Annotated in this window: 19 protein-coding genes and 1 pseudogene; 4 read left to right on the forward strand and 16 right to left on the reverse strand. The window is 66.6% G+C overall.

Annotated elements, in window-relative coordinates; translation table 11 throughout:
- Nucleotides 1-81: 81 nt before the first annotated feature.
- The 9 genes from ACSUPV_RS12750 to ACSUPV_RS12790 all read right to left on the reverse strand — a co-directional run bounded on the left by ACSUPV_RS12750 (nucleotide 82) and on the right by ACSUPV_RS12790 (nucleotide 6,335).
- Nucleotides 82-591 (reverse strand): hypothetical protein, encoded by a 510-nt coding sequence (locus tag ACSUPV_RS12750; protein ID WP_436947488.1) that lies wholly within the window; start codon nucleotides 589-591, stop codon nucleotides 82-84.
- Nucleotides 592-608: 17 nt separating this feature from the next.
- Nucleotides 609-1,052, reverse strand: coding sequence for a hypothetical protein (locus tag ACSUPV_RS12755; RefSeq protein ID WP_436947489.1), 444 nt, complete (start codon nucleotides 1,050-1,052; stop codon nucleotides 609-611).
- A gap of 11 nt (nucleotides 1,053-1,063) precedes the next feature.
- A complete protein-coding gene (locus ACSUPV_RS12760) occupies nucleotides 1,064-1,252 on the reverse strand; it encodes a hypothetical protein (RefSeq protein ID WP_193460181.1) in 189 nt (62 codons plus the stop codon).
- Nucleotides 1,253-1,287: 35 nt separating this feature from the next.
- Entirely contained in the window at nucleotides 1,288-1,539 is a 252-nt protein-coding gene (locus tag ACSUPV_RS12765; RefSeq protein ID WP_436947490.1) for a hypothetical protein, read from the reverse strand.
- Nucleotides 1,540-1,678: 139 nt separating this feature from the next.
- A complete protein-coding gene (locus ACSUPV_RS12770; protein ID WP_436947491.1) occupies nucleotides 1,679-3,934 on the reverse strand; it encodes a cell division protein FtsK in 2,256 nt (751 codons plus the stop codon).
- 82 nt (nucleotides 3,935-4,016) lie between these two features.
- The gene (locus ACSUPV_RS12775) at nucleotides 4,017-4,400 is read right to left on the reverse strand and encodes an RRQRL motif-containing zinc-binding protein (RefSeq protein WP_436947492.1); all 384 of its coding nucleotides are present in this window, start codon (nucleotides 4,398-4,400) and stop codon (nucleotides 4,017-4,019) included.
- A complete protein-coding gene (locus ACSUPV_RS12780) occupies nucleotides 4,400-5,050 on the reverse strand; it encodes a GGDEF domain-containing protein (protein WP_436947493.1) in 651 nt (216 codons plus the stop codon). Before ACSUPV_RS12780 ends, ACSUPV_RS12775 begins: the two co-directional genes overlap by 1 nt.
- Nucleotides 5,047-6,039: a DUF2637 domain-containing protein gene (locus ACSUPV_RS12785; RefSeq protein ID WP_436947494.1), complete on the reverse strand. Its 993-nt coding sequence runs from the start codon at nucleotides 6,037-6,039 to the stop codon at nucleotides 5,047-5,049. Before ACSUPV_RS12785 ends, ACSUPV_RS12780 begins: the two co-directional genes overlap by 4 nt.
- Complete coding sequence (locus ACSUPV_RS12790) at nucleotides 6,036-6,335, reverse strand: hypothetical protein (RefSeq protein WP_436947495.1); 300 nt, start codon at nucleotides 6,333-6,335, stop codon at nucleotides 6,036-6,038. Before ACSUPV_RS12790 ends, ACSUPV_RS12785 begins: the two co-directional genes overlap by 4 nt.
- 164 nt (nucleotides 6,336-6,499) lie before the next feature.
- Here ACSUPV_RS12790 and ACSUPV_RS12795 point away from each other — a divergent pair, with 164 nt between their 5' ends.
- Nucleotides 6,500-6,895, forward strand: a complete 396-nt coding sequence (locus ACSUPV_RS12795) for a GntR family transcriptional regulator (protein ID WP_030784520.1) — start codon at nucleotides 6,500-6,502, stop codon at nucleotides 6,893-6,895.
- A gap of 216 nt (nucleotides 6,896-7,111) precedes the next feature.
- Here the strand turns inward: ACSUPV_RS12795 and ACSUPV_RS12800 are convergent, their stop codons facing one another.
- The 4 genes from ACSUPV_RS12800 to ACSUPV_RS12815 form a co-directional block, all read right to left on the reverse strand.
- The gene (locus ACSUPV_RS12800; RefSeq protein ID WP_436947496.1) at nucleotides 7,112-7,690 is read right to left on the reverse strand and encodes a flavoprotein; all 579 of its coding nucleotides are present in this window, start codon (nucleotides 7,688-7,690) and stop codon (nucleotides 7,112-7,114) included.
- On the reverse strand, nucleotides 7,672-8,907 hold the full coding sequence (locus ACSUPV_RS12805; RefSeq protein ID WP_436947497.1) for a helix-turn-helix domain-containing protein: 1,236 nt from the start codon (nucleotides 8,905-8,907) through the stop codon (nucleotides 7,672-7,674). The genes ACSUPV_RS12800 and ACSUPV_RS12805 overlap by 19 nt, the downstream gene beginning before the upstream one ends.
- Before the next feature lie 263 nt (nucleotides 8,908-9,170).
- Nucleotides 9,171-9,608 (reverse strand): hypothetical protein, encoded by a 438-nt coding sequence (locus ACSUPV_RS12810; protein WP_436947498.1) that lies wholly within the window; start codon nucleotides 9,606-9,608, stop codon nucleotides 9,171-9,173.
- Between the two features lie 760 nt (nucleotides 9,609-10,368).
- Nucleotides 10,369-11,214 (reverse strand): DUF4231 domain-containing protein, encoded by an 846-nt coding sequence (locus tag ACSUPV_RS12815; RefSeq protein ID WP_436947499.1) that lies wholly within the window; start codon nucleotides 11,212-11,214, stop codon nucleotides 10,369-10,371.
- Between the two features lie 925 nt (nucleotides 11,215-12,139).
- Here ACSUPV_RS12815 and ACSUPV_RS12820 point away from each other — a divergent pair.
- A pseudogene (locus ACSUPV_RS12820) lies at nucleotides 12,140-12,277 on the forward strand (transposase family protein); the annotation flags it as partial.
- Between the two features lie 326 nt (nucleotides 12,278-12,603).
- Here ACSUPV_RS12820 and ACSUPV_RS12825 read toward each other — a convergent pair.
- The 3 genes from ACSUPV_RS12825 to ACSUPV_RS12835 all read right to left on the reverse strand — a co-directional run bounded on the left by ACSUPV_RS12825 (nucleotide 12,604) and on the right by ACSUPV_RS12835 (nucleotide 14,990).
- Nucleotides 12,604-13,152 carry a DUF6615 family protein gene (locus tag ACSUPV_RS12825; RefSeq protein ID WP_436947500.1) on the reverse strand — a complete coding sequence of 183 codons (549 nt, stop codon included), beginning with the start codon at nucleotides 13,150-13,152 and terminating at the stop codon, nucleotides 12,604-12,606.
- Between the two features lie 273 nt (nucleotides 13,153-13,425).
- On the reverse strand, nucleotides 13,426-14,799 hold the full coding sequence (locus ACSUPV_RS12830; RefSeq protein ID WP_436947501.1) for a tyrosine-type recombinase/integrase: 1,374 nt from the start codon (nucleotides 14,797-14,799) through the stop codon (nucleotides 13,426-13,428).
- Nucleotides 14,796-14,990: a helix-turn-helix transcriptional regulator gene (locus ACSUPV_RS12835; protein WP_069926930.1), complete on the reverse strand. Its 195-nt coding sequence runs from the start codon at nucleotides 14,988-14,990 to the stop codon at nucleotides 14,796-14,798. Before ACSUPV_RS12835 ends, ACSUPV_RS12830 begins: the two co-directional genes overlap by 4 nt.
- 446 nt (nucleotides 14,991-15,436) lie before the next feature.
- On the opposite strand from ACSUPV_RS12835, the gene ACSUPV_RS12840 reads away from it, so the two are divergent.
- Both ACSUPV_RS12840 and ACSUPV_RS12845 read left to right on the forward strand, forming a co-directional pair.
- Nucleotides 15,437-16,666, forward strand: coding sequence for an IS110 family transposase (locus ACSUPV_RS12840; protein WP_436949898.1), 1,230 nt, complete (start codon nucleotides 15,437-15,439; stop codon nucleotides 16,664-16,666).
- Nucleotides 16,667-16,931: 265 nt separating this feature from the next.
- On the forward strand, nucleotides 16,932-17,705 hold the full coding sequence (locus tag ACSUPV_RS12845) for a hypothetical protein (RefSeq protein ID WP_436947502.1): 774 nt from the start codon (nucleotides 16,932-16,934) through the stop codon (nucleotides 17,703-17,705).
- Nucleotides 17,706-17,787 lie beyond the last annotated feature (82 nt).

Raw genomic sequence — 17,787 nt, forward strand, 5'->3', positions numbered from 1 at the left:
TCTCCTGTTCTGTCTGCGGATGGGCAGGGAGAACCGCGGCGGCGGGCGACCTTGCTGGGGAGTCCCGCCGCCGCGGCGTTGCTACTGGTTCTTGGCCCAGTGGGCGTATTCCTGGCGGACGTAGCCGCGCGGGTCGGCGGCGGTGGCCGGGTGCTCGGGCCAGTACGGATCGCCGTGGTAGTCGCCCTCCCCGTCCCGGTCGTGCTCGATGAGCCGGCGGGCGGCTTCCGTGGCCACCTCGGCCGCGTCGCCGCGGGGGCCGTCCTCCTCGTCCCGGAGCGCGATGCGGTCCAGCAGCGCGGCCTTGCGAAGCCAGAACTCCCGCCCCAGGTGCTCGCCCAACGGCTTGTCGGCGGCCGTCCGGGCGGTCCATCCGATCTCGCGGATGATGCTCGGGGCGAGCGCGTACGCCTCGTCCGGCGTGGGCCACGGTCCCGGCTCGGGGCGGTGGTCGGCGGTGACGTACAGACGGGTGCGCTCGCCGTCGCGGGTGGGGTAGGTGCGGACGGCGCCGGCGGCGAACGCGCCGCTGAGTGCGGCGGTGATCCGGCTGGTGTCGGCCGGGTCGCAGACGACGCGGATCTCGAACACGGGTCTCCTGTCGGGGTTCAGCCGTGGAAGTGGCTGCGCTTGATGACGGCCTTGCGGATGGTGACGGTGCTGCCGCGTCCGCCGGCGACGGCGCGGACGGGGGCGCGCCAGGCGAGCACGGCGAGCGCGATCCAGACCAGGGCGCCGGAGCCGAGTCCGGCGAGTGCGTTGACGGCCTCGCCGATGCCGTAGCCGACGCCGGCCGCGAGGGCGCCGCCGCCGATGCCGGCCCCGAGGAAGCGTTGGGCGATGGGGTCCAGCAGGGGCAGCGGGGTGAGGTCGCGCGGCTCGGGGCGGGCCATCGGGGGCGGGGCGAGGTGCTTGGGCATGGGGACCATGCGCCCGTAGGCGTCGGGCACCCACACCACCGGCCCGCGCTCGGCGGCCAGTTCGACCGCGGCCGGGGCGGGCGCGTACGGCTCGGTGGGCACGTAGGGCGCGGGCAGGGTCGGTTCGTTCACGGCGATGCTCCTCACAGGTGCTGGATGGCGTCGATGACGGCGACGGCGAGCTGGTTGATGGGCCCGGCGGCGCCGGTGGAGGCGAGGAAGAAGCCGAACCCGGCGGCGGTGAACGCGGCGCCGTAGCCGAGGGACTTGGAGCGCAGCAGGAAGAACAGGACGAGTCCGAACAGGGCCACGAGCGAGACGGTGACGGCCACGGGCGGAACCTCCCTTCGTCGGGGCGGGCGGGTGGTCAGTGGGTGCCTTCGCGGTAGATCCGCTGGGCTCGGTTGAAGAGCCAGCGGCCGGCGCGTATGCGCTTGCCGGTGGCCTTGCAGCGGCGGCAGCTCTTGCCGCGCTTGGGCCGTCCCTTGCGGTCGGTTTCCATGGCGAAGCCGAAGCCGTTGCACTTGCGGCAGGTGCCGAACGGGCTGGCCGCGCACATTCCGACGTAACCAAGCGTGATGGCGAGCAGGCAGGCGATAGCAAGGGCGATGGGGGGCATGAGGGGCCCTTCCAGGCGGTTTTCGGGGTTTTCGCAGGTGGGGTGCTATGCGCTAGATCGCAGATCAGGGGCTATGCGGGGTGCTAGCGGGGGTGCTACCGGTAGCAGGGCGACGTGCTACCGGTAGCACCGTCCAGGGCTAGGCGGCGCCCCGCTTTTCGTCACGCTCCGCAATCGCCTTCGTGAGGTCGGCGCGGACGATGCCGCGGCGGGTGGTGCGGGTGCCGTCGTCGGTGGTCCCAGCCACGTCGCGGGTCTTGATGCCGTGCGGCTTGAGCGCGCTGGTGACGTTCTCGCCCTTCCAGCCGCCGTAGACCTCCGGCCGCAGCTCGGCGAGCCGGGCGGCGATCCGCTCGTTCCACACCCGCTCTTCCGACGACGGCACGACCGCGGCGACGTCGGCGAGCAGGTCGTACGAGGGGCCGGTCACGGCCTCGGGGTCCTCTCCGAGCGCGTGGCCGGACAGGGTTCCCTCGGCCTTGCGCAGGGCGTAGGCGCGCTGCGCGATGGCGTGGGTGGCGTGGTCGTCCAGGTAGGCGGTGCGCACCACGACCGGCAGCGCCGTGGCGCCGGCGAGGTAGCCGTTACCGGCGTCGATCTCCGGGCGGAACGAGGTGGCGCGTACGCCGTTCTTGTACGCGGACGTACCGAGGATCATGTCGTTCTCGACCTGCCCGGCGACCTTGAGGGCGAAGCGGATGGACACGTTGCCGCTGATACCGGTCGGGAGCGAGTCCTTGTCCGGGCGCTGCGTGGCCAGGACGAGGATCACGCCCAGGGCGCGACCGAGCTTGATGATGAACTCGGCGTCGTCACCTGCCTGTTTGCCGTACTTGGGGTGCGCGAACAGGTTCTGGCACTCGTCGAACACGCCCACGAGCGGCCACAGCTTGAGCGAGCGCTTGTCGGCGATGGCACGGGTGATGCGCTTGTCCGGGCACAGGTCCCGCGGCAGCTTCTTGATCGCAGCCGCACGGCGCATGACCTCCTCGCGCAACAGCTTCAGGGAGTCGGCCGCGTACTTGATCGAGTCGTCGTCGATGCCGGAGACGAACCGGTGGCTGACGCATTCGAGGGAGTCCAGGTCGCCGGTGCCCTTGTTCTCGTGCAGCCACAGTTCGACGGACGGGTCCATGGCGGCGCCGCAGGCCAGCACGCGCACGGAGGCGGTCTTGCCCTGGCCGGGCAGCGAGCCGATCAGGATGTTGTGCTGGATCATCGGCACCGACTGAGCCCGGCCGCGCGGGTCGATGCCGAACGGGATCCGCTTGAAGATGTCGTGCTTGCGGGCGTTGGCGAGCGGCCACTTGACGAGTCCGGTCTTGGACAGGTCCCGGTCCCCGACCCACAGGATGAGCCGCCCCTCGTGCTCGTTGGGGTCGGCGTCCGGCCACACGCAGCCGAGCGGGCGGCGCAGGCCGGAGGCGAGTCGGGCGCGCCGGTCGGCCACGTCGGCGACGGTCACCCCGAGCGGCAGGTCAATGTCCGCGCGCCAGCCCGGGCCTTCGCGGGTAATCGGGGCGACGAACTTGATGCCGTCCTGGCCCTTGGCCACGGCACTGGCGATCTGGCCGATGCCAATGGACGCCATGGCCTTGACCACGATGTCGCTGGTCAGCTTCTGCACCTCGGTCTTGATGACCGCGCGGGTAGCCAGCGGCGCATCCGCCGGCGCGCCCAGCCAGCCCAGCGTCAGCACGATAAGCGTGGCGGCGATGACCTGCGTACGCGGCTCGGCGCCGTAGACCAGGAACAAGCCCATGACCAGGGCGGCCAGGGCACCGAGGATGGTGAGGAGCATCCGCAGCCGCACCCGCCGGTCGCGCTGACGGGAGAGCTTCAGGTACAGCTCGGAGTTCTCCCGGCGTGCCTCGGCCTGCCGCAGCGGCTCACCCTCCGCGTCGACCGCCCAGCGGCCCACGCGGGTCAGGGTGTTGGCCAGGCCGCGCGGCGAGCGCCAGATGAGCTTGGGCACGTACAGAAACGGCACACGGACCGCGTGGAAGGCGATGGTGTGCCAGACGTGCCCGGCCAGCCACCGCATCGCGTCGGCGAACTCCGGGCCCGACTTCGCCCACGCCGGGAGGATGTCCAGCCGCTTGGAGTCGCGGATGCGGTCGATCAGACCGGGGCCCGACTGAGTCGGCGCCGGACGGTCGACCAGGGTCGGGGCGGAGTCGTCCGACTCCCCCTCGCCCGGGTCGGCCGACTCGGTCGGCTTCGGGTCGCCCGACCGGTCGGGCCCGGAGTCGGGCGACGCGTCGGGCGCGCGGTCGGCCGACTCGGTGCGGGCCGACCGGGCCTTGTCCAGGTCGACCACGGCGCCGTCGGAGTCGGCGGCCATCTCGGCTTCAAGCCGGTTGAAGAGTTCGTTGTCGTCGTCGGGATGTTTCACTGAGGGTTCCTTCTCTCTGGGAGGGATGCGGGGCCCGGCCGCTGCTTTGGTCGGTTTGGGACCGGGCCCCGCACTGAGCGGGTCAGGCAGCGCGCTGTTCCTCGGGGTAGGTGCAGACGAGGCACATCCCGAGCGAGGTCGGGATGCAGTAGCTGTAGGTGATCCGGCACTTGGGGCAGGTGCGGCGGGCGAGCATCGCCAGGGCGAGCGCACCCCACTTGCGGGAGGTCATCGGCCGGACCGGCTTCGCGCGGTCGACGCGGTAGAGGTAGGCGACCTGCACCCCGGCCTTGCGGCCCCGGTGGCGGCGCATCACCTGTGCGGCGACCGGCTGCCCGCCCGGCCGCAGCCCGGCCGCACGCAGCTGCCGGCGAGTGGCGTAGCCGTCCGGGGCGAATCGCCACGGGTACGTGGGGACCCCGAACCGGGCACCAGACGGGTCGAAGCACTTGCTGTAGGCGGACATCAGGCCGCCACCCCTACGACCAGAGCATTGGTCCGGGCTCCGGCGCGGCCGGCGCGCCGCCCGGTGACCGTGGCGAACAGTCGCCCCAATCCGGCGCGGCGGGCACCGGCACGGGCCTGCTTGGCCGCGTACATCGCCTCATCCGCCCGCCGCAGCAGCCCGGACAGGTCGTCGCCGGGGAAGTCCGCAGCGCGCACCCAGCCGAGCGAGACCGTGGTGTGTACGGCCGGGTCCTGGCCGTCGACCGGGCGGGCGAGCACGCCATGCAGCACGGCGAGCAGGTCGGAGGCGGTGCCGTGGTCGTCGATCAGGACGGCGGCGAACTCATCGCCCCCGAGCCGCCCGGCCACCCCGGAGCGGCCGACGTGGTGGGCGAGCCGGTCCGCGGTCGCCTTCAACAGCGCGTCCCCGGCCGCATGCCCGAAGGTGTCGTTGATCTGCTTGAAGCGGTCGACGTCGGCCAGCACCACGACCGCCCGCGGGTCCCGCAGCAGAGCCGTGGCGCGACGGGTGAACGCCTCGCGCGTCCGCAGCCCGGTCAGCGGGTCACGGCGGGCGACGTTCAGGCGCCGCCGTAGCCACAGCGTGTGCGCCGTCCAGCCGGAGGCGACCGGCGCCGCCGCGGCCAGCATGGTCAACACGGTGTTCATGCCGCCTCCTCCTCGGTCCCCTCGTCGCCGTCGACGGAGTGCAGGCGGCGCCCCTCGGCCCGCTCGCTCAGCAACAGGTCGCGCAGCACACGGGAGTTGCCAGCCGAGCAGTGCAGCGTGGTCCGGATGGCTTCCGCGTTGATCGCGTCATCGGCCCAGTCGGCCGTGGCCTCGCGTGCCTCGGCGAGCAGTTCCGCCGGGGTCCGCGGCGCCTTGGCAGTCTTGGCCTTGCCCTTGGTGCTGGCCGGGCGCTTGCGCGGCGTCTTGGGCGCCTCCGGCTTCGGCTTCTCTGTCTGCTGCTGCGGCACAGGCGGGACGTCCTCGCTCGCCGGGGCCAGCTCGCCCAGCTTCAGCAGCACCCGTTCCGGGCGCGGCGTCTTTGACCGCCACCGCCGGCCGTGCCGCTCGCGCAGCCGGGCGCGGGCCAGCTGCCGCTCACGCTCCCGCTTCAGTGCCTCGGAGTAGGAGGTGATCTCCCACAGCGTCATCCGCCGCCACAGGGCGAACGTCGACAGCGGAGCGAGCATCCAGCGAGAGAACCGCACCTTCTCCATCCGCCGGCCGGTGGCGGCGCCGATCCGGACGGCGTAGACGTGGGCGCCGATCTCGGAGAACACCACCCACAGCAGGGGCATCGTGCCGTGTGCGACCTTGGCCCACAGCGTGTGCCCGGCGGCGACGTTCAGCCCGCACGTGACCAGCGTCAGCGCCCAGGGCACGAACCGCACCCACGCCAACGCCATGTCCATCCGGATCAGCAGCAGGTTGGCCACGGTGAACACCGGAATGGCCACGTCGATGCCGACCGGCAGCATCCACGGCGCGCCGAAGCCCCAACGGGCGGCGGCAGAGGAGACCGCGTCGAACGAGGCGATCAGCCCCAGGGCGCCAACCCCGGCCGCGGCCAACGCGCCTAATCCAGCAAGGCCCATCTCCGGCTTCGTCAGCGGCGGCACCGCGGGCCGCGCCGTCTCGGTTGCGGTCGTCATGCCGCCGCTCCCTTCCGGGAGGACCGGCGGCGCCTCGCCGGGCTCGCCAGCGGAACGACGTTGAACAGTTCCGGGGCGTGCGCCTCGATCACCTCGGCGGCGATGCGGGCCACGTCGTCCGGCAGGTTGCTGTACTCGGGGTCGGCGAGGATGTCGCGCGCCGCGTCCAGGCGGGCCGCACGCTCCTCGTCCGTCTCGCCCTCGGCCCCGAGCCAGAGCTCAACCGGGGTGCCAAGGGCCAGCTCCACGAAGTCCTCTACGGATACGGCCTGTTGATGGCCGACGTACGTGCGCATGGTGCTCTCCTGGGTCGAAGGAGCAGAGAGAACCGCGGCGACGGGCGACCTTGCTGGGGAGTCCCAGCGCCGCGGAGGCTTCAGATTGACCTATGTCAATCTGACTGTCAAGAGGGTCGAACGGAGAAGTAGAGATTGACCTAGGTCCAGCTACTCTCGAACCCATGGAGCAGAGTCCAGAAGCGCCCAAGCAGACGCCCACGGCCAAGGAGATCGCCGCGGATTTTCGCGAGAAGATCACGGGCCCGAACCGCGAGTACGATCCGGGAGACCGGCTCCCTGCGGCTCGCAAGCTCGCCAAAGACCTTGGCGTGCAGCTCATGACCGTGCAGAGCGCCTACGGCCAGCTCCGTGACGAGGGACTGGTTCTCACCCAGCAGGGTCGCGGGACGTTCGTCCGAGACCCGTCGGTGCCGCTCGGTACCGAGCCGGGCAGTAGTCCCGCGTTCACCGCACTGGCAGCAGAACTCAGCTCGATTCATGACGCTCTTCGTCTGCTCGGTGAGCGACTGGACCGCCTTGAACAGCTTGTCGGCGACGAGACTCCACCCTCGCCGTAAGTTCGTCCGCTCGCCGCAGCAGTCGTTCGACCGTGGCGCGCGCCTCGCTCAGACTCGCTTCAATCAAGGCAAGTTCCGTGGGAGTCAGGCCTCCCAACTCGCCGCTCCGCTCGTTGATTCCTGACATGCCAATGAGCATGCGGCCGGAAACGGAAGAGGACCCGGACAGTCTGTCCGGGTCCTCTTTCCTTGCAGATCAGGCAGGTTGACGCTTCGTCACCGAATGGCTTCCTCCACGGCGTCGAGCACTGCGGCCCACGGGAGTTCGCGCCCCGCCGGCGCTTCCCTCGGTTCGTACAGCGGCCAGACGTCCGGGCCGTAGACGACGTGCACTCCCCCGGCCCGAAGGGCGTCGACGTGGCCTTGCCACGCGGGGTGGCGAGCGTGCGCCGCGTTCACCCGGGGGAAGACGACAACCGGCAAACCGAGGGTGCCGATGGCCTCGCCAACCTGTGTCAGCGCCTGGTTGTCCATGAGGCCGGTCGCGAGCTTGGCAACCGTGTTGGCCGACGCGGGGGCAACCACGTAGCAGTCAACCGGCGGATGCGGTCGGTCCTCTCCAGGGAGACGCGGTTCGTCACGCACAGGCAGGCCGGTGAGCTTTTCCAACCGCTCAACCTCACCGATCATCCGCAGCCACTTACCCGCGGTCGGCGTAAGGGTGACGGCCACCTGCCATCCTCGGTCCATCGCGGGCCCGACAAGACCGGTGCGCAGAGCCTCAACGCCTCCGGCCGCCGACCCGACCACACCGAGCACCCCGCGCTTGCCTGAACTCACTGCACCGCCCTGCACCGCTGAGCCATCACGAACACCTCGGACGAACGCGAACCGCCGGTCACGGGAGACTGCTTGATCAGGTCCCGCAGCGTCTCGCGCACCCTTGGATTGTTGCGTACGAGCTGCGGCGATGTCCGCTCAGCTGTACGTAGCTCCGTGAACGCTTCATCCCCTTGTCCAGCGAGGGACAAGGCACGGGCGAAGTCGATACGGTGCGAGACACTGCGCTCCTGCGGCATGTGGTCGACGTTGATCCGGCCGTGTTCCACCACGTACGAGACGTTGTCGAGGTCCAGCTCAATGGACAGGCGATGGAGCAGTACGTTCGTCGGCCCGAACCCCGTCTGCCAGTAGTTCCCATCCGACCCAAGGTCATCCGCGAGTTCTTCGGCGCGGTCCAGTAGCGCCGTTGCGGTGGGCCGGTCCTGATGCCGTGCCGCCGCAACGGCAGCACGCAGGTGGATCATGCCCAGAAGGCTGAGCGCCGCCGGGTTGCTGTCGGTCACCTGAGCCGACAGCCACGTAGCTGCCGTGTTGCCCAGCTCCAGCGCATCGTCATAGCGCCCGTTGGCGAGCAAGGCATGCGTGCCGGATCGCGCAGCCGACGCCAACACGAGCGGGTCGTCCGACTCGTCAGCGGCTCGCATCGCGCGCTCGGCAGCAAGCCATGAGATGTCCGACTCGCCGATCTTCGCAAGAGTCGTAGCCGCAAGGTGGTGCGTACGGGCTGACACTGCCCAGCAGTCGCCATGGTCATCGCCGCGGCGCGCCGCTCGGTCCTCCAGTTCCTGTGCGGTCTGAAGAAGCGCCGGCAAGGCTGCGATCACGCTGCCGAGCCGTCCGCCCTGGTAGTCGTTCCATGCCTGCTCGACACGCAAAGCCACAGGGGCAGGTGTCGGAAGCTGGGTCTCAGCCTCGGGGCCGAAGAGCAGACGCGAGAGCCGACGCGGGCTCATGAGGGCATCACGTACGGCGGGGACATCGTCCTGCTGCCGCTCGTCTTCCATGAGCACGGTCTGACCGAGCAGATCCCCGAGAGGCACGCGCAGGGTGCGCGACAGCTCCGCGAGCATGTCGATACGGGGCGGCTTCCGACGTCCCGTCTCGATCTTCGCGAGCCAGTCAGTGCTACGACCGACCAGGCCGGCCAGCACCTCTTGCGTGTAGCCGCGGCGCTTCCGGTAGAACGCGATGCGCTCGCCGATGCTGAGGTGATCTCCAAGACCACGCATGTGGTGTTGCCTCCCGCTGCTGAGTAGGGGCGTCTTTCACGGTACCGACGCGGCGGGGAAGGGGTAAGTGATCTCAGCCCTTACCGCCAATGGCCAGCGTGCGGCACTGAGCAGGAGAGGACCCGGACGGATTGTCCGGGTCTGATGGAACCGTGCTGGGAGGTGTCCGCACTGTCCGGCTGTCCGGTTATGACTCCCACCTGCACAAACACTCCGGACAGCCGGAGCAGAGGCTGTCCGGGGTGTCCGGGTCGAAGACGCCCTCAGACATCGCGTACGAGTCGAGGCCTGGGGAAGGACCGGTTCGCAACGTCGATGTGCCCGCATATCTTCCCCTTGTTGGTGAGCGCTGCGCCGGTCTCCCGTGCCAGCACAGGGAAGAACTGCTGACCGTCCGGCGACTGGCTCGACGTGACCCAGTCGTAGCCCGGTCCCCCGCGCATGGCCCATCTCACGAGCCGACGCCCCAGTCCCTGACGCTGCCATTCAGGAATCATCGAGATCTTCGCGATCAGACCACATCGGCACTCATGGCAGATGTTCCAGATCAGGACTGCGTGATCAAGGCCGTCGCGGTCGCATACCCGCAGAACCTGAGCATCCGCAGTCCCGCTGTTGGGGTAGTACAGGAAGAACCTCTCATCCCTCGGGTTACGTAACTTGATCCACCACCATCTGACCTCGCCTACGCGCTCAGGCATTTGACCTCCATGCATTCGCCTGCGTAGACCGTACGACGCCCGACTGACAGAGCAGGGGCGCGCTGCGACCTGCGTTCGTGAGACGACATCGAGTGCCCCGCCTGGGGTCCAAGCGGCTGTAACACGCCGAGGGCGGCGGACACCCCGGGTGTTACAGCCTGTCGGCGAAGCCGGCCCCTCAATGATCGTAGGAGCCGGAGGCGACTTCCGATCTGATTCTCGGAAGGCCCAAACGGCCGGCCGGAAACCCTCCCTACTTCATCAAGTGCCCGCGCACGGCGCGGGCGCGCGCCGCCTTGTCGGCGGGGCCGCCGCCCTGTCTTCGCCAGCGGCGGCCCCGCCCGGCGGCGCGCTGCGTGCAAGCGGGCGAGGACGGGACGTCATCCGCGGGCACAAGATGAGGCCTCCGGCGGGGGATCGGCCGGCACCGGGATGGAGGGGCACCGTTCCCGGCTGCGGGCCCATAGTGGCGTGCGCGGGGAGTTCCCATCCCATCCACCGCCGACCCAGGCAGAGCCGAGCAGGCGCGGCCCAGGGCGTCAAGGTCGTTCGTACAGCAGCGCGCTCCACCTTGACGCCCTGAACCACGCCTGCTCCACGGTGTGTGGGTCGACGGCGGACGGGATGGGAACTGGGGTGAGTGGTGGGCGACGGTGGCGCTGCCGTCGGGTAGCCAATCATTGCGCGGCCTCACCCGAGTTGTTCCCTGCAGTCACTATTGCGCCCAGGATAATTCGCCACAGTGCATGTCGACGAAATATCAGATGACCTGCTGCTGACCCTGTTGAGGTTGATCGAGTTGCTGTTCTCGCATGCGCTGCTCTGCGCGCAACTCCTCAACAGTAGTAGCGAAAGATCTGAGATTTTCCTTATCATCCGTTGCGGCGTAGGGAGCGATACCCAACTCAATAGCGGTTACGTGCCGCTCAATACTATCCGCAGTCTGTTGGAGATTGAAAGCTCGCTCGCGCGGTTTGAAGTAGCCAGCCGCCGCAGTGATCACGGATACTGTGAAACCCAGGAAGATGAGAACCGCCTTCCCAGGTTGAGGTGGGTCGTACCAAGCAGTGACCCCAGAGATTGCTGCAGAACTAACAAAGAGGATCCATTGCATCAAGAGATGCATGCGCCGATAGTGGCGAGACTCTGTACGTAGCCGGGCTATCTCTGCGGGGATGCGCTCCAGGTAGGAGGCCTGTCGGTCCGGCGCAGGAGGGGTCCGCCGTCTAGCCTCGAGGATGTGACGCTCCTCGGCCAGAGCAAGATCCAGCTTCAAGCTCCTGACTGACTTACTAGCATCTTTCCATGCTCCGTCTTCGACGAACTCAAGAGCGAATTGCACGATCGTAGCGATTACCAAAAAGGCCAGGAATCCACTGAATGCATTGCTGACAGCTTCAGGGATCCCCTCGTGAGGCCAAATGGAGAACTTAAGGGACACCCACGCGAGGATCACGAAAGGAATGGCAATCGGGGTGCCATATAGCCCGAAAACCTGCAGGCGGCGGTTCTTGATGCGTTGCTGCAAGTCGGCGATATTTCTGCGATGCTCAATTAGCACATCGGTGGTCGTTTCGTCGCCGGAGTTGTTCGCTGTTTCTGGCATCTACTGCGCCGTCCCCCTCCGCGAATGAAAGTACTCTAAGACTGAAGCAGCAGGAAAAGAATTGGCGTGACGGATGCCATGGGTCGTGCCCGCAGCATTCGTGCGCATCCTCCCTGGGAGCAAGTGACTCCTGGTGATCAGTGTTCAATGATTGTGCCAGTCCGGGTGACTGGCACAATGCGCAGCTGCGAGCTGCATCTCGCGGCCCCAGCTAGGTCGCTGACATCCATGTCCGAGGATGAAGGTGCTGGGCCGTCTCTGGGGCGCCCGAGGCTGATCGGCAAGTACAACCGACGATCACTGACTACAGGTGTCCAGGTCAACAGCCCCAGGTCACCCGACCAGATCTGCGACTCTAGGAGGGCTATGCCTGCACCTGGAGAAATGAGCTCACGTGCTCTGACGCGCACCGGGTGAGTGTCTAACTGCGTGACAACGCCCATGAACACCGGCGGACGAGCACGAACGTCTGCGGACCATCAGCGCAGGTAGGAAGCGCTCCATCCCGAGGCAGAGGCCTCGCCCAAGTTGCTGCGGGACGAAGCAGTCCATGCCCCAGGGCGCCCAGCGCATCCAGCGGCCGGCGCAGTGCCCGTCCGCGGCCAACTGAGGGCTCCTGCGACACAGCTCCGACACACTGTGTGTCCCCGTACCACAACGGACTGGCTTCCGCGCAGGTCAGAGGGGATGCATGGCTCGATCGGCGCAATCACTCCGGAGCCGTGTGCGCAGGTTCGAATCCTGCCGGGGGCACCTCGAAGAAGGTGCCAAAAGACCCCGCCACCAGCGCAAACGCTGAGTGCGGGGTCTTTGTGTTTGTGCAGGCGTATGCCGCTCGAAGCGGGCGTATGTCGGGGTCAGTGGACGAGGCGTGGACGGGATCTTGGAGCATCGCCGCAGGTGAGGTCCGCGAGAGGACGAGAGCCCGCACCAGCGCACCCTGGTCGGCTTGGTGTACCTGCGCCGGCGCCACACCCCGATCCAGCTCGCGGCGAGCTTCGGTATCTCCGTCGGCACCGCCTACGCCTACGTCACTGCCGTGACCGGCCTGTTAGGTCGCCAGATCGATCAACACCGACATTTTGAGCCGAGGGTCAGGGGACTGGACGTCACGTCCCGCGATCATGGCAACGACACGTTCGGGCAACTCAGGGAGCGGCTGATCGTCAGCGTTACGCAAGGCCAAGCGTCGAGAGATACCGCTAGGCAAGACAAGAGAATCGACCAGGTCTGCGGGATGAGTTACTGACGGAATGTGGACATGCTTGCCTGATACAGATGACCACTTGTCCCCCTTCGCTGTATCGCGCTTAGACTGCTCAGCCCTAAGAGCGACAGAATTTTCCGCCGATGCGAAGTGGGCAAGGCCAGCGCGGTGCATGTAGTTGACTACGCATAGGCGTCCTCCAGGTCGGCCTGATTTCGATCTGAATCGTCACAAAGGATCGTGTGCCATGGCATGCTCTGCTCCTTGGCATACCTTGGCCCCAACTTTTTATCAAGAATCGCAGCTCTCACCGTATGAGCGGAGACAATGGTGCAACCGAGATGGGCTTGCTCACCGGAACCGTGAGGGCAGTCGAAGATGGCGTGGCCTGGGGAGTAGGGGGTCCAATTTCGATGGTTGTAGAACACATAGGCGGGTAGACAACCCGAAGCTTGCGCATCTTCCACGAGCAGTTCGCTTTGCAGGCGACCTCGTACGGTGTACTTCAACTGGTAGCTACCACCAGGTTTCATGCGTTTTGCTTGTACCCGCATACCAAACCCCCGTGTTCCAGAGTAGAACCACCACTCCCAGTCCGCGCCGTTCCGAGCTTCTTCGGATCGGTGGAACTCCCGGATGTGTACACGATCTTCGTGCAATCGACGAAATCTCCGCAAGTTTTTCTTGGTGAATTCCTCCTCGCTCGCGGGAGACCCATGAACATGGTCCATAGCGAGATCCTCGAACGTCTCCTTCGCGCAGTCTCGAAGCGTACGACACAGAGATCCGACAGGCGCCACACTTTGCGACGACTGGGACTCGATGGAATCGTCAAATTCCGTTCCGCAATACGGGCAGAAACTGAACTGCTCGTCGATCTGATGCCCGCAGCACAACATTGGTCCCCTCCCAGTGCAAGCGATGCGCGGAGCAAGGCTAGCGGGCTACGAAACAAGAGAGGCCCCGAACAAGATGCCCGGGGCCTCGATGGGGTGCAGGATGTTTCACTCGTACTCGCGCAAGAGGTCCTCGATACGCCGGTTGGCGACGTCCTGTCGTCCGTCGAGGCACTTCGCATACCGGGTCAGCAGGACCTCCACGCTGTTGCCGGCGCGCTCGGCCACCTCGGTCGGGTCGACACCAGCGTTGAGCCATGTCGACAGCGCCGAGTGCCGGAGGTCGTACGGCCGACTCGCGAGCGGCGAGGCCGCGACGGCCGGTGGGAGCGCCAGGAGCCGGGCTTCCTGCCACACGCGGTAGTAGGTCGAGGATGGGACGACCGACCCCTTCTCGCTGAAGAAGAGCCGACCGTCTTCCGCCGTGCCGAACGTGGCCAGGTGCTCGCGGAGCACGGCGACGAGATGAGGCGGGATCGGCACGCGCCTCACGTCCTCGGTCGGTCGGTTCTTCAGCCCGCGGTCGTCGTGGGTCTCCCCCGAGTCGGTCCACTGCTTGCCGACCGACGGGCGGGTCCGGTGGAGCAGGGCCGAGCCCCAGCCCCGTTCGGGAAGGGTCAGATCCGTCTCGACGAGGCCGACCGCTTCCGCCGGCCGAAGGCCACCGAAGTACATGGCGGCGAACAGGCCCACGAGGCGACGGCCGCGGGCACGCCGGTATCCGCCGACATAGGAGACGGCCGCCAGGAGGTTGCGAGCCTGCTCCGGGTTGGCGACGACGCGCGGGTCCACCTGGTTGGACACCTTCGGTTTCTGCCAGCGGACAGCAGTGACGGGGTTCTCGCGCAGCTCCCCCAGGTCGACCGCATAGTTCGCGGCGTTGACGAGCGTCCGACGCTTACGCCGCACGGTTTCCGCCGCCGCTGCCGTACCGTCGAGTTTGAGCTTCAGCGAGTCGAGGACCGCGCGGGCCGTGGCGGGCTCAGCAAGATCGGTCAGCGGTCGAGAGGCCTTGGAGACCCAGTGGAGAACGTTCCGCACGTCGTCCGGGACTTCCCGATCGTCAGGCCCCGGCAAGACGAAGGCCCAGTTGCGAAGCGCTTTGCGGATCGCGTCATCGGACGGACGTCCGGCGCGGTCGTCGAGGAGTTCCACCGTCACGCTGGTGAGCGATTCGTTGATGCCGTCCCGTGTGTTGGGGGCGGCATGGGGCCACTTCATGGCGAGGTACCTGAGGGCGAAGGCGTACCACGACACGGCCGACTTCTTCTCTTCCATCGAGGCCGGAAGGCCCGACTCCGTGTCGAACTCCTCGCCGTCGCGCATCGCCCGCATGAGCTTCGTGCGGTAATGGTCGGCGAGCGCTTTGGTGCGGAAGGACTCGGAGAAGACGTTGCCGGCCACGGACCAGCGGACGCCGTACGAAGTCGTTTTGGTGTCCCGCTTTCGGACGCCCCAGACCTTCACGTCGAGAGACTTCACGCCGCCGCCTCCAGCTGTCGCAGCCACGTGGCGAAGTCACTCCGCCAGATTCGGAGCTCTCCATTGGGGAGCTTGAACGCCTCAGGCCCCAGCCCAAGCTCCCGCCAGCGGTAGAAGGTCCGTCGAGAAACACCGCCCAGTTCGTCGAGCACCTGGCGGACAGTCATCAGCTCGTCGTGTCGGTGGTCCATGTCGGTTCTCCTAATTCCTCCTAATTCCTCCTTAAGACGGTCGATCGTGTGCTGGCTGAGCGGGGGATGCCTGCGGTTCTCCTGGCCATTGACGCCTCACGGAAGAGCGGCGCCCGTAGGACGCTACGCAACGTGACTGCCGCGTGAACACCGGGCAGATACCTGCTGCGCTTCTGGCCCGCAGGCCTTGAGACAGAGCGGTACACCCGGTGTTCTCGGACCAGCACGACATCGCGTCACAACCGAGACAACCCTTGCGCGGCCGAGGTGTGAGCCAGCCCGGCCGTAGTGACCTCTTCGTCGCTTCGCGAGCCAGCGAGCTCTCCTTGAGACAGAGGCCGGCTGGGTGCAGGCGCCATGAACGGCTGGTGAGATGGCGGACGGATCAAGTCCTGGAATTAGGTCGCCGCATGGCCCGCACCGGCTTCACCCACAACACCGCGCGCATGGAGGACACCGTGAAGGTCTTCTGCGGGATCGACTGGTCCGAACACCACCACGATGTCGCCCTGGTCGACGACACCGGCACACCGCTGGCCCAGTGCCGCATCACCGATGACGCCACCGGCTACACCCAACTTCTGAGTCTGCTCACCGAATACGGCGACAGTCCCGCACACCCCATCCCCATTGCCATCGAGACCAGCCGAGGCCTCCTCGTCGCTGCCTTGCACAACGGCCACCGGCAGGTCTTCGCAATCAACCCGCTCGCCGTCGCCCGCTACCGAGACCGCCACACGGTTTCCCGCACCAAGTCCGACCGCGCTGACGCGCTAGCGCTTGCACACATCCTGCGCACCGACATGCACCGTCACCGCCCACTGCCGAACGACAGCGACCAGGCCAAAGCCATCACGGTCCTGGCCCGCGCCCAACAGGACGCCGTCTGGAACCGCCAGCAGATCGCCAACCAGGCACGCTCGCTCCTACGCGAGTACTACCCGGCCGCTCTGGAAGCCTTCCAGAGCAGAAAAGGCGGACTGACCCGACCCGACGCCCGCCAGGTGCTGACCATGGCACCCACCCCGGCCCAAGCCGCCCGCCTCACCCTCGCCCAACTCCGCAGAGCCCTCACACGAGCCGGCCGCAGCCGGAACATCGACACCGACGCCCATCAACTACACGCCCTCTTCCGCACGGGCCGACCCCGCCAGCCCACACCCGTCGAACACGCCATGGGCCGACAACTGCTCGCCCTGCTCACCCAACTGGACGCCGCCTGCCAAGCCACCGACGACCTCACCACCGCCGTCGACGAACACCTCCGCACACATCCCGACGCCCAGATCCTGCTCAGCTTCCCCGGCCTGGGACCCCAGCTCGCCGCCCGCATCCTGGCCGAAATGGGAGACGACCACACACGCTTCTCCGACGCCCGCGGCCTGAAGGCATACGCCGGATCCGCACCCATCACCCGCTCATCAGGCAAGAAACGCTACGTGGGCCGCCGCTACATCAAAAACGACCGCCTCTGCCACGCCGGCCACCTCTGGGCCTTCGCCTCCTTAAGCGCCTCACCAGGAGCCAAAGCCCACTACCAACGCAGACGCGACCACGGCGACTGGCACGCCGCCGCCCAACGCCACCTCTTCAACCGCTTCCTCGGACAGCTCTACCACTGCCTCCAAACCCGACAGCCCTACAACGAAGAGCAAGCCTTCGGCCCCACCCCTTGACGCCTTAACAGCGTGAGATGTCTGTCTCCGCCCCGCTCCAGCCCGGCCGGTGCCCGTGCCGCGCGCAGAGCATTCAGCCGCCTAATGCCAGAGAAGGGTTCGTCGCGGCTGGGGCGTCGGCTGTGCGCACCCCTTGGGCACCGCACCCATTCGGCACGTATCAGATGCCGACTCTGAAGGATCGCGCCAACCTGTAGGCACGGAAGGATGCGCTGATTTTCCTAGCCATTGATCCTCCGATCAGCGTATTTGAGGAGTGCGGAGCATGAGCAATTCGGGCGCGCAATCACCTACTGGCGAAGCCGAGAAGAAGTCCCGCCTGAATGCCGAGCATCTGTACCGGTTAGCTACCTTGGTGATCGGCATGACCGGGGTGGCCGGATTCGCTGTATTCGTTATCCTCTCTATGCTCTACGAGGAGTTCTATGAAAATTTCGGGATCCTACCATCCGAAGTCGGCTTGGATTACTCTCAAACATTGTTTCGCTCTTGGGGCTTCATCCTCCTCGCAGCGGGGGCACTGACGTTTACGGCTTTCCTGGTATGGGCGACCACCTTGCTAGTTCGGCGATACCTGCGCAAGCGGCGAGATAAGGAAGAACGAAAAAGTAACGATGATGCCGTTGCAACAGAAAGACGGCGAGAGCAACGTTTCACACGCCTTCTTAAGTTGTATGCGATCGCGATGCCGGTGGCCATCGCGCTTGAAATCTTCATCATCGGTGGCCCTCTAGCAGCGAGCGCCATTGATGACCGCATTGAGCAGAGAAGGAAAGGCGGAGAGGCGGGAGGTCGCGTAGACCCTATTCGCGTTTCACACCTTCTAATCATGGACATTGCAGCTTACGAGGTAGAAAGCATCACTCGCTCTGTGGACGGAAAGCCAATTTCGAGCCTGAACGGAAAGAAACTACTGCTCTTGGGTACGAACGATGGCATTTATATTCTCTACGACACAGCAACTGGCGCCATCGTGAAACTCTCAGCTGGCGGTTCCGTGTTGAGACTTAAAGCACACGAGAATGACAATGGCGACTAATGCCCATCCAAGCCGCTGAGAGCTTGGCGAATATTTTGGATGAGATTAATCCGATGCGCCCCTCCTCGATTTCCCGAGGAGG

Source organism: Streptomyces sp. SudanB52_2052, assembly GCF_964272415.1.
Classification (GTDB): Bacteria; Actinomycetota; Actinomycetes; order Streptomycetales; family Streptomycetaceae; genus Streptomyces; species Streptomyces olindensis.